The 11,416-nt window shown below is 62.0% G+C and carries 11 protein-coding genes; 6 read left to right on the top strand and 5 right to left on the bottom strand.

What is annotated here, in order from left to right; genetic code table 11:
• Both ABDX79_RS10935 and ABDX79_RS10940 read right to left on the bottom strand, forming a co-directional pair.
• A partial coding sequence (locus tag ABDX79_RS10935; protein WP_346220328.1) for a PRC-barrel domain-containing protein occupies positions 1-368 on the bottom strand: 368 nt, incomplete at its 3' end.
• 246 nt (positions 369-614) lie between these two features.
• Positions 615-1,832, bottom strand: coding sequence for an NADP-dependent isocitrate dehydrogenase (locus ABDX79_RS10940; protein ID WP_346220329.1), 1,218 nt, complete (start codon positions 1,830-1,832; stop codon positions 615-617).
• Positions 1,833-1,979: 147 nt separating this feature from the next.
• On the opposite strand from ABDX79_RS10940, the gene ABDX79_RS10945 reads away from it, so the two are divergent.
• From ABDX79_RS10945 to murI, 3 genes are all read left to right on the top strand, one after another.
• A complete protein-coding gene (locus ABDX79_RS10945) occupies positions 1,980-3,494 on the top strand; it encodes a carboxylesterase/lipase family protein (RefSeq protein WP_346220330.1) in 1,515 nt (504 codons plus the stop codon).
• A 123-nt stretch (positions 3,495-3,617) separates the two neighbouring features.
• Entirely contained in the window at positions 3,618-4,370 is a 753-nt protein-coding gene (locus ABDX79_RS10950) for an RNA methyltransferase (RefSeq protein WP_346220546.1), read from the top strand.
• A complete protein-coding gene (gene murI / locus ABDX79_RS10955) occupies positions 4,367-5,155 on the top strand; it encodes a glutamate racemase (protein ID WP_346220331.1) in 789 nt (262 codons plus the stop codon). Before ABDX79_RS10950 ends, murI begins: the two co-directional genes overlap by 4 nt.
• 16 nt (positions 5,156-5,171) lie before the next feature.
• Here the strand turns inward: murI and ABDX79_RS10960 are convergent, their stop codons facing one another.
• Both ABDX79_RS10960 and ABDX79_RS10965 read right to left on the bottom strand, forming a co-directional pair.
• The gene (locus ABDX79_RS10960; protein WP_346220332.1) at positions 5,172-6,089 is read right to left on the bottom strand and encodes a transglutaminase family protein; all 918 of its coding nucleotides are present in this window, start codon (positions 6,087-6,089) and stop codon (positions 5,172-5,174) included.
• The gene (locus ABDX79_RS10965) at positions 6,086-8,524 is read right to left on the bottom strand and encodes a circularly permuted type 2 ATP-grasp protein (RefSeq protein WP_346220333.1); all 2,439 of its coding nucleotides are present in this window, start codon (positions 8,522-8,524) and stop codon (positions 6,086-6,088) included. The genes ABDX79_RS10960 and ABDX79_RS10965 overlap by 4 nt, the downstream gene beginning before the upstream one ends.
• A gap of 74 nt (positions 8,525-8,598) precedes the next feature.
• On the opposite strand from ABDX79_RS10965, the gene ABDX79_RS10970 reads away from it, so the two are divergent.
• The 3 genes from ABDX79_RS10970 (at position 8,599) to ABDX79_RS10980 (ending at position 10,624) form a co-directional block, all read left to right on the top strand.
• Positions 8,599-9,393 carry an ion transporter gene (locus ABDX79_RS10970; RefSeq protein WP_346220334.1) on the top strand — a complete coding sequence of 265 codons (795 nt, stop codon included), beginning with the start codon at positions 8,599-8,601 and terminating at the stop codon, positions 9,391-9,393.
• Positions 9,394-9,433: 40 nt separating this feature from the next.
• On the top strand, positions 9,434-10,342 hold the full coding sequence (locus ABDX79_RS10975; RefSeq protein ID WP_346220335.1) for an AEC family transporter: 909 nt from the start codon (positions 9,434-9,436) through the stop codon (positions 10,340-10,342).
• A gap of 108 nt (positions 10,343-10,450) precedes the next feature.
• Positions 10,451-10,624, top strand: a complete 174-nt coding sequence (locus ABDX79_RS10980; RefSeq protein WP_346220336.1) for a hypothetical protein — start codon at positions 10,451-10,453, stop codon at positions 10,622-10,624.
• 159 nt (positions 10,625-10,783) lie between these two features.
• Here the strand turns inward: ABDX79_RS10980 and ABDX79_RS10985 are convergent, their stop codons facing one another.
• Positions 10,784-11,362: a YqaA family protein gene (locus tag ABDX79_RS10985; RefSeq protein WP_346220337.1), complete on the bottom strand. Its 579-nt coding sequence runs from the start codon at positions 11,360-11,362 to the stop codon at positions 10,784-10,786.
• Positions 11,363-11,416: the final 54 nt, after the last annotated feature.

Raw genomic sequence — 11,416 nt, forward strand, 5'->3', positions numbered from 1 at the left:
TCGTTGCGAACAGGAAGGTTCTGGACCTCTTCCGGCGACAGATCGACCGTCAGCCGGTTGTTCAAGAGCGAGAAGTTGGAAATCGGAACCACCACATCGTCGCGATCGGGATAGGTGCTTGCGGCATCGTCATCGAAATTGACTTCGATATGGGTTGGTGTCTGCGGATCGGAGCCAAGAACGTCGTCGACTTCGCCGACTTCCGTTCCATTCCCGTCATAGACGTCCATGTCTTCGATCTCGTCCGCCGTCATGTTGAATGGCGAGACCGTGACGTCGTCACCGATCTCCGTCAGTGAGGTTTGCGCATAGGCGGTTCCGGCCAGAAGCAGGGTTGCGGCGAGGGCGGTTCCGGTTCTCTTCAGCATGTGATGTATCCGTCTGATTGGTCGAATTCGGTTCGTTAACCGCACACCCGCGTCCTGGTTTCGAAGAACTTTTCCCGTTTCGCGATCCGGTCATGCGGGGGTGTGTTTCCGCTTTCTTCAAACGAAAACGCCGGGCGAACCGGGAAGCGGATATCCATCCTCGCGGTTTGCCCGGCGTACCGGATTGACTTTTCAGAAGCACGGTGCGGACATATCAGGCCGCTCCGTCCTTGCTTTCTGCGCGCCTCAGGCCTTCGCCATTTCCTTCTGGAGCCCCTCGTCGATCTTGTCGAGGAAGCCGGTGGTGGAGAGCCAAGGCTGATCGGGACCGATGAGAAGGGCGAGATCCTTGGTCATGAAGCCGCGCTCGACGGTTTTGACGCAGACGGTTTCCATTGTTTCGGCGAACGTCTTCAGATCATCGTTGTCATCGAGCTTGGCGCGATGGGCCAGACCGCGCGACCAGGCGAAGATCGAGGCGATCGAGTTGGTCGAGGTCTGCTCGCCCTTCTGATGCTGGCGGTAGTGGCGGGTGACCGTGCCGTGGGCCGCCTCGGCCTCCACCGTCTGGCCATCCGGCGTCATGAGAACCGAGGTCATCAGGCCGAGCGAGCCGAAGCCCTGGGCAACCGTATCGGACTGCACGTCGCCGTCGTAATTCTTACAGGCCCAGACATAACCACCCGACCATTTCAGGTTGGAGGCGACCATGTCGTCGATCAGACGATGCTCGTAGGTGATCTTCTGCGCCTTGAACTGGTCCTCGAACTCGCTCTTGTAGATCTCCTCGAAGATATCCTTGAAGCGTCCGTCATAGACCTTCATGATCGTGTTCTTCGTGGACAGATAAACCGGATATCCGCGCTGCAGGCCATAGTTCAGCGACGCGCGGGCAAAATCCTTGATTGATTCGTCGAGATTGTACATGCCGACGGCGATGCCTGCGGCCGGCGCGTCGTAAATTTCGTGCTCGATGGTCTCGCCGTCTTCGCCCACGAACTTCATGGTCAGCTTCCCCTTGCCGGGAAACTTGAAGTCGGTGGCGCGATACTGGTCTCCAAAGGCGTGGCGGCCGACGATGACCGGCTTGGTCCAGCCCGGAACGAGGCGCGGTACGTTCTTGCAGATGATGGGCTCGCGGAAGATAACGCCGCCGAGGATGTTGCGGATCGTGCCGTTCGGCGAGCGCCACATCTTCTTGAGGCCGAATTCCTCGACGCGGCCTTCGTCTGGCGTGATCGTGGCGCACTTAACGCCGACGCCATGACGCTTGATGGCGTTCGCGGCATCGACCGTGACCTGATCGTCGGTTGCGTCGCGATGTTCTACGCCGAGATCGTAATATTCGAGATCGATATCGAGATAGGGATGAACCAATTTTTCTTTGATGAAGTGCCAGATAATTCTGGTCATCTCGTCGCCGTCGAGCTCAACTACAGGGTTCTCGACTTTGATTTTCGCCATCGGTGCCATCCTTTGAAAAACAATTATGCAGCGACCGCCGGCCGCCGGGACATGACGACGCGGGTGCTCCGCGTCGAACTCATCTGACGGCCCTATAGCACCCACCTAAGCGGACGCAAAGAAGAGTACGAGGATCGTCTGAGGCGCATGCACGAAAAGCATATTATAGGATACCCCGCTCCGGCCGATCCAATCTTCGTGGAGGCGCCGTGCGGACTGATCGAAGGACGGCGATGGCGGGGCAGGCACCTTCGTTTTCTCGGCATTCCCTATGCGGAACCACCTGTCGGCGAACGGCGCTTTGCGGCACCGGTCAGGCGGTCGAAAGGCTTCTCAACTTTAAGGGCCGTTCAGTTCGGTCCTGCCAGCCCCCAGCGCACCGCGTTCCCCGAGCCCTTCGCCCGTCTCTCCGGCTGGTCCGGAGAAACAGGGGAAGACTGCCTGAATCTGCACGTCTTCACGCCGGATACGAGAGGCAAGCGACCCGTTCTGGTCTTCATTCACGGCGGCGGCTTTTTCATTGGAGCCGGCTCACAATATCAGGGCGACGAGCTTGCCCGGCGCGGCGACATCGTCGTCGTCACGCTGAATTATCGCCTGGGACTGATCGGCTTCAACGGCTTTTCCGAACTCTTCCCGGATGATAAGCGCTTTGCCGCCAATGCCGGGCTTCTCGACCAGAGGCTCGCGCTGGAATGGGTTCGCGACAATATCGAGGCTTTCGGCGGTGATCCGGAGCGGATCACCATCGCGGGTGAATCGGCAGGCGCGGCATCGGTCGGCTACCATCTGATCGCGGAGCGGTCCCAGCAGCTCTTTCATCAGGCGATCTGCCAGTCAGGTACAATCAATCTGTTCGCGCCGCGAAAGAAGGCGGCAGCGATCGCCGAGACGGCTTTCAGGCTTCTCGCCCCCTCCGGCGATCGCGAAGACTTGTTCGCCCGACCCGCAAATGCGTTCGTCAACGTGTTTCGCAAGCTCTCCGCGCGCTTTCCCGGCCTGCCGACAATGCCGTATTTCGACGGTGCCGAACTGCCGGAGACCGAACTCGGCGATCTTTACCGGCGCGCGAAATCGGTGCCGCTCCTGATTGGCACGAATCGCGACGAGTTTACCCTCTTCACCGAACTGCCCGGCTTGAGCTTTCCGGTCGGTCCAAACGAGATGAGCGGATGGCTGGAGCGCACGACGAGCCTCGAGCGGGCGAGGGCGATCCATGGGCTTTACGATCCGGACAAGCGGGGGGTGTCTCAGCTGGGAACCGATATTCTCTTTCGCGCCTCGGCGATCCACGTCGCGGAACAGAATGCGAAGGCCGCGCCGACCTACATGTATCGGCTGGACTGGCCCGCCAAGGGCGTGTTCTCCCGGCTCGGAGCGACCCATTCGGTGGATCTGCCGCTGCTCTTCGATCGATTCCTGTCGCCATTCCGGGGAATTTATCTCGGTTGGTTGCCCGATGCCGCGCGGCGGGGCTTGAGCGATCGGATGCGAGATCATTGGGTCCACTTCGTGCGGACCGGCCGTCCGCTGCCGGATTGGCCGGCTTACGAAAGCGACAGTCGCGCAACCAAGATCTTCGACGTCGCGGACCGCATCGAAGCCGATCCCCAGCGGGAAATTCGCCTTGCATGGGACGGCGTCTGCGGCCCGGTTCCGTGAGGCTGGAAAACCTTCGCGGAAAGCTGCGGCAATCCTTGCTGGAAACGTCGGGAAATCGACGGTAAGGCTCAAGGTCTGTCACGATCATGAGCCGAATTCTTGTCCGAAACCACGTCTTTCAGCATGCCGGCGCCGCCGGCGATCATTCTTGTCGAGCCCCAGATGGGCGAAAATATCGGCATGGTCGCCCGGGCCATGGCGAATTTCGAACTGGCCGATCTGCGCCTCGTCAAGCCGCGCGACGGCTGGCCCAACGAGCGCGCGCGAGCGACGGCGAGCCGGGCCGATCACGTGCTCGATGCGGCGCGGGTCTTCGATAGCCTGGCAGACGCGCTCTCCGATCTTTCGCTGGTCTATGCGACGACGGCGCGTGCGCGCGACAGCTATAAGCCTGTGCGCGGGCCGGAAGAGGCGGCGGAACGGCTGGTCGCCCATGCGCCGGCAGGCGGGACAGGCGTGATTTTCGGGCGCGAAAAATACGGGCTCGAGAACGACGAAGTCGGCCTTGCCGACGAGATCGTCACCTTTCCGGTCAATCCGAAGTTTGCTTCCCTCAACATCGCGCAGGCGGTGCTCCTCGTCAGCTATGCCTGGCGCAACGCCGCGAACCCGTCGAGGGCACCGCGCTTTTCCGCACCGCCAAACCCACCGGCCGAGAAGGCCGATCTCTACCGGCTGTTCGATCATCTGGAAACGATGCTCGATGCGCGCAATTACTTCTTTCCTCCGGAAAAGCGCGAGGCTCTCGTCCAGAACCTTCGCACCATGCTGACCAAGGCGCAGTTTTCCGAGCAGGAGGTGCGGAGCCTGCGCGGCGTGCTCAAATCCCTCGAACGGCCGGCAAGACGCGATATGGACAGGGCGGACCGGTCATGAACGACGCCCCGATCCTCGTTCTCGACAGCGGTGTCGGCGGTCTGACGGTTCTGCGCGAGGCGCGCGTTCTGATGCCAGATCGCCGCTTCGTCTATGTGGCGGACGATGCGGGCTTTCCCTATGGAAACTGGGAAGAGAACGCGCTGCGCGACCGGCTGGTCGAACTCTTCGGCGATCTGATCGCAGCCCACGCACCGCTGGCCTGTGTCATTGCCTGCAACACCGCTTCGACGCTCGCCCTAGACGCGCTGCGCAAGGCTTATCCCGGCATGAAGTTCGTCGGCACGGTTCCTGCCATCAAGCCCGCGGCCGAACGCACACGATCCGGTCTCGTCTCGGTGCTGGCGACGCCGGGCACGGTCCGGCGGCAATATACCCAGGATCTCATCGATCAGTGGGCCTCCAGATGTTCGGTGAAGCTGGTCGGCAGTGTCGCGCTGGCGGGCCTTGCCGAGCGCTACATGCGCGGGGGCTTCGTCGACGAGCAGGCGGTCTTTGCGGAAATCGAGCCCTGCTTCGTCGAAGAGGGCGGCAGGCGCACGGATATCGTGGTGCTGGCCTGCACCCACTATCCGTTTCTGGTGAACCGCATGCGCAAGATGGCGCCGTGGCCGGTCGACTGGCTGGACCCGGCGGAGGCGATCGCCCGGCAGGCCGAGCGCGTGATCGGCGATGCCGGCATGCGCTCGATGCACGGCGATTTCGATCCTGCGGTCTTCACGTCCGGCACCCCGGACTATGCGACGCGGCGCATCGTTCATGGTTTCGGGCTGCGAACCACTTGAACGAGAAGCGCCTGAATCACTCCGCGATATCGGACTTGGGCGACGCGGCCCTATTCTCCTCAACCGGCACCACATCCACCGTGTGCCCTGTCTCCTGCGGTCCCGTCGTCATAAGAACACCGGAGATCGGCGTGACGTCGTCGTAATCCCGGCCGATGGCGACGACGATGTGGTCGTTCGAGGCAAGAATGCCGTTGGTCGGGTCGAAATCCACCCAGCCTGACTCGGGTCCGAGCCATGCCGTCACCCAGGCATGCATTGCATCGGCGCCTTCAAGGCGCGGTTGTCCGGGCGGCGGATCGGTGCGCAGGAAGCCGCTGACATAGCCGGCCGGAATTCCGTTCGCCCTCAGCCCCGCGATCATTACATGGGCGAAATCCTGGCAGACGCCGATCCGCTCGTCGAAGGCGGACGGAACGCTGGTCCGCACATCCGTCGCGCCGGGCTTGTAGGTGAAGTCCTCCCTGATCGCCTTCGTGACATCGAGAATCGCCTTGGCTCCCGGTTGCTCATACGATCCGAGAACCTTGCGGATATAGGCGGTCAGCGGCTCGTATGGTTCGATGCGGCGGCTTTGGCCGAGATACCAGACCGGTGAGGCGCCATTGGTGCGCGTCTCCGCATTGGCGTGTTGCGCCACATCTTCAAGCGGTTCTGTGCTTTCCGGCTCCAGGGTTTCGCGATGAACGGAAATCCGGGCCCGCATCTCCACTTCGAAGCTGTGGTGTGGTCGCCAGATCGCAACGGACTCGCACGCGTTGCCAAAGAAATCGGTCTCGATCCGCATCTCCTCCGGTCGCGGCTCGATCTTCACGTCGACGGAAATCGGTGTCTGGGCTGGCAAAAGGCGCGGGCGAACCCGTAATGCATGACGGGCATCGGCGACCGATCCCGCATACTGATAGTCGATCTTGAGCGTGATGTCGTACTTCATTCGGGTGTCCTACTGACGGTCGCCTTTCCCGGCGACGAGAGCAGATATCGAGCCGTCAGAAGGCTGGAAATTTCGCCGAGATCGTTGGCGATGCGCACGACGAAGGCGTGATCGACTTCGGACGCATCCGCAGTCTGCAGCCGCACGGTGAGGCGCGCGACGCGCCGGGTGAGGGTATCAAGGGTCTCGGCGGTGTTCTGATTCGGCAGATTGGAGAGAGATTCCTGAATGTGGTTGACCTGGAAGGCGATGGAGCGCGGATTGAGCGGGTCGAGCACGCACAGATCGAGCACCGTTTCGCGGGTAAGGTCCACTGAATAGCGCCGTCGATAGGTCACCCGGCTGTCGGTGAAGTCGAGAATGGTCTCCAACGCCCCGACCGCGAGTTCGTCGGGTTCGATCACGCCCGCGATCATGGACGCGGTGTTGAAACCACGTTCCAGCGAGCGCCCGATCTGCATGAACCGCCAGCCGGTGAACTGGTACATGTTCTCGTGGATGAGGCCGGCGAAGCCTGACAGATGGGTGAGAACCGAGCTCGTCAGGCTGACGAGGTCCTCCTCTGTGTCGTTGTAGCTTCCGAGGATCAGATCGACGGTCTCGTGCAGGTCGCGCCAGGCATCCGGCGAGAAGCGGTCGCGTATCCGGGAGGCCGTGTCGAAGGCTTGCCGGGCATAGGAAAGAAGCGCGCGTCCCGGTCGTTCCGGGTCCACGTCGATGCCGAGGAACCCGGCGATCTCCAGGAGTTGGGTTTCGAATTCGCCGGGCTCGTTGAGCTCGTCCATCCGTGCGCCATAGGCTCTGAGGAGCCGTGTCGCCGTCTCGCATCGTTCGACATAGCGACCGAGCCAGTAAAGATTGTCCGCGGCCCGGGCAGGCAGGGCGGCGGGAAGCTTGCGCTGAAACCGTTTGCCTGTCCCGGCAAGCAGCGTCAGCGGGCGCTCGGGCTTGTCGCTCCTTGTTTCGGACGGGACCCAGACATCGATCGAGCTGCCGCCCTGGCGCATGGAGATGACGCGGGCATCCTGTTGGTCGGCGACGCGTGCGAAGCCGCCAGGCATCAGATGCCAGCCGTCGTCGTCCCTTGTCAGGAAGACGCGCAGGGTGACCGGGCGGGGCTGGAGCTTGCCCTCAACGAGCACCGGCGTCGTCGACAGCGCCGCGATTTCTCTGCCGATCCAGTAGGTGCCCTTGCGCTCCAGATCAATCTTGCAGTTTTCATCGAGCAGCACCGCGTCCGGATCGGCCGGTGTCTGAACCATGCCGCTCGCCGAGGTCGCCGAGGGGAAGGCGGGTGCAAGTTGCAGTCTTTCGCGATTGGCCTCGACATAGGCCCGTTCCGCTTTTTGGCCGCACCACCAGGTTGCGATGGTCGGCAATTCGAGATCCGTGCCGAGAAGCGCGCGCGCCATGCGCTGCTGGAAGGCGAGAAAGCCCGGCGTTTCCAGAATGCTCGATCCGATGGCGTTGATGAGCTTCAGGTTTCCCGCGCGGACCGCCTGGAGAAGACCGGGCGTGCCAATCTGCGATCCGCCGAAGAGTTCGAGCGGGTCGGCGAAATCGCTGTCGAGGCGGCGCCAGAGCACATCGATCGGCTGAAAGCCGCCAACCGTTCGCACCATCGCTTCGTCGTTGTGGATGACGAGGTCGCCGCCCTCGAGAAGGAGAAGACCAAGATAGCGGGCGAGATAGGTGTGCTCGAAATAGGTCTCGTTGTGTGGTCCCGGCGAAAGCAGACCGACGCGTGAGCGATCCGGACCGCTGAGATTGTAGAGCGTGTTCCGGAAACGCTGAAAGAAGGGCGCGAGGCGTTCGATATTGAGCGCACGCAGGAAATCGGGGAAGGCCTTGGTGTTGGCGACCCGGTTTTCCAGGGCAAAACCCGCGCCGGATGGCGCCTGCGTCCTGTCGCCCAGCACCCACCATCGCCCGTCCGGCCCGCGGCCGAGCTCGACCGCGATAAAGCGTATCAGCGGCTCGCCCGTCTTCGCCTGATCCGACAGCGCATGGCAGAATTCCGGATTCTGCCCGATCAGCGAGCTTGGCAGGATGCCCTCGGTGACGAGCCGCCGACGCCCATAGATATCGGCAAGGAGCTTTTCGAGAAACTCCGCGCGCTGAATGAGGCCGCGCGCCAATGTCCGCCATTCGCCGGGTTCGATGAGAAGCGCAGGATGGCCGAGCGGCCATTCCCGCGTTTCGCCGCTGGCTTCCGTTGGGGCGTAGACCCTGTGGAAGACCCCCGCCTCCGACAGGTACTGGCGGGCACGGCGCACCCGCTCGTCGCGCTCGTCCGGTGTGAGCTTCAGCGCCTGCGCGATCACTTTCTCGTAGTGGGGCTTCACAGCCCCGTCGCGATCGACCATTTCGTCGCGGCCGCCTGCGGTCAGCGCCGCGTAGGTCTTTGCAAAATGGGAAAGGTCCGGTGAAGACATTCTCGCAATAGTCCTTCTGACGAACCGGCTTATATCACGCGGGGCTTTATTCGGGATTGTCGGGACGCGCCACCATGCAAGAGCGTTTGCAAACATTCTTTCGTTCGAGACGATGGGAGCAGTTCATTGTCGGCCTGATCGTTTTGAACGCGATCTTCCTTGGTCTGGAGACCAGCGACAGCGTGATGCAGAGCATCGGCGGGCTGCTGATCGCCTTCGATAGCGCTATCCTTGCGGTCTTTGTCATCGAGATCACCGGGCGGATCTACGCTTTCCGGAAAGCCTTCTTCCGGGACCCGTGGTCGATTTTCGATTTTACCGTGGTGGGCATCGCGCTCCTGCCTGCGACGGGCCCGCTGACCGTCCTTCGCGCGCTGAGAATCCTGCGTGTCCTGCGACTGATTTCCGTGATCCCGTCGCTGCGACGGGTGATCGGCGGGCTGATCGCGGCTCTGCCGGGCATGGGCTCGATCGTCGCGCTTCTCGCGATCACCTTCTACATCTTCGCGGTGATGGCGACGAAGCTGTTTGGCGATACGTTCCCCCAATGGTTCGGCGATCTGGGCGCGTCGATCTACACGCTGTTCCAGGTGATGACGCTGGAAAGCTGGTCCATGGGCATCGTGCGGCCGGTCATGGAGGTTCATCCCTATGCCTGGCTTTTCTTCGTGCCTTTCATCCTTTCGACCACCTACGCCGTGCTCAATCTCTTCATCGGTGTCATCGTCTCCGCCATGCAGGGCGAGCATGATGCGTCGGTCGATGCCGAACACGAGAAGCGTCGTGACGAGAACGCGGAAATCCTGAGCGAGGTGAAAGCGCTGCGCGCCGAACTTGCGGAAATGCGCGCCGCACGCTCTGAGGGCTGAGCCGCGAACCGGCGGGAAAACCGATAAAAAGGCACTGCCCGTGATCTTTGTGACGATCTGGCCGATCTTCGCCCTCATCTGCCTGGGCTTTGTGCTGGCGAAGACGAACTTTCCCGATCCCGGCTTCTGGCCGGCGGCGGAACGACTGAATTACTTTCTGCTGTTTCCCGCGCTGCTTGCCTCGAACCTCTCCGATGCGCCGGTGCGCGATCCGAGCCTTCTGAAACTGGGCGGCGCGATCGCGGTGCTCATTCTTGCCGCCGTATCCCTCCTGATGCTCGTGCGGTGGGCGCGGCCCGAGCCTGCGGCCCGCTTCGGCCCGCGCTTGCAGGGCGTCGTGCGCTTCAATGTCTATCTGATGCTGGCGACGGTCGCGAGCGTTCTGCCAGACGGCGGGCTGGGACGCGCCGCAATCATCCTTGCCGTTGCGGTTCCCCTCGTGAACATTCTCTCGGTGCTGGCCCTCACCGAAGGAAAGGACCGCAAAGGACCGCTCGATCTGATCCGGCCGATCGCCCGTAATCCGCTGATCCTCGCCTGTGTCTTCGGCATCATTCTCGCCTTCATCGGCACGGGGCTTCCCTACGGCATAGGCAGGTTCCTGGACCTTCTTGCGCAGGCGAGCCTGCCGCTCGGCCTTCTCTGTGTCGGCGCTGCGCTGCGTCCGGATGCGATGCTGAGGGATGTGACGGCGTTCGGCCAGCTTGCGGTGGTCAGGCTTCTTCTCATGCCCTGCGCCGCGGCGGCGGTCGCCTATCTGTTCGGTCTCGGGGCGACGGAGACAGCGGTTCTCATCATCTTCGCCTCCGTTCCAACCGCGCCGACAGCCTATGTGCTGACCCGCCAGCTCGGGGGCGATGGCCCCTTCATGGCCGGCGTCATCACCTCGCAGACCCTGGTCTCGGTTCTGACGATCCCGCTGATGCTCGCCGTCTTCGGCATCGGTTAGAGGCGAGGCGCGAGCCAGCCCAAAAAATCAGTGATGGAACCGTAAGCCAGACAACCCGTTCGTACACCAGACGAAGATAAACAATTGAACGAATTGGGAGATACTCAGATGAACCTCGGTCGCATCGTCAAAAGAGCCGTTTCGGCATTCGCTGGCTCCAAGCGTCGCACCACCGCCAGCCGTCCGACCCGCACGACGAACACCGTCGGCAGAACCAGCCGATCCAGTGGCCAGTCCGACATTGTCCGTGGCGTGACGAAAATGGCGAAGAAGAAGCTCTGATCCGGCTTATTGTTCGGGATCAGGAACAGAAACGGGCCGCTCCTCGGGGCGGCCCTTTTTCATGGTTCAATTTAAAACGTAGGCCTCCCTCCGACGCGCGATGGGAGCCGTTCATAAGGTCCCTGTCGTTTCGCGCTACGGACGCCTGCGGCGCCATCTTCAAAGAAGGAACCGGTTAAACAGCCAACCGGTCAGCAGCAGGAGAACCAAGCCGATCATCAGCTGCCTCTTTCCGCCCGCGAGTGCCAGGATGCGATCTCCGAAAATCGCCGCGAGGAGAGCGAGGCCGTAATAGCGAATGGCGCGGCTGGCGGCGACCGCGAGAATAAAGGTCAGGGGATTGGCACCCAGCGTGCCGGCGCTCAAGGTCGCGAGCTGAAAGGGAACCGGCGAGAGCGAGACAAGGAAGATAGCCCAGAACAGGTCCTTTCCGGCAAGCTGGGCTTCAGCGGTTCGGTATGTCTCCATCAGGCCAAGGCCATCCAGAGCCGGCACGACGACCGGATCGAACAGAACCCGACCGAGCCAATAAAAGAGAAACGCGCCGACGAGGCAGCCGGCGAGGATCGCATGGGCGATCGACACCGCCCGCTTCGGATGAGCGGTCATCAAAGGTATCACGAGCACTTCAAGCGGGATCGGAACCACGGTGCTTTCCAGGAAAGACGCGGCCGTAAGGCGCAGTTTTCCTGCTCTCTCGCGCACCAGCGCGTTCGAGACACGTTCGGTGAAGCTCATGAGAAGCGAACTTTCGGTCGGCGCATGGCATGCGTCGTGAAAAAGAAGATCCGC

The sequence above is a fragment of the Fulvimarina fulva genome, from assembly GCF_039652615.1.
In the GTDB taxonomy this organism is placed as follows: Bacteria; Pseudomonadota; Alphaproteobacteria; order Rhizobiales; family Rhizobiaceae; genus Fulvimarina.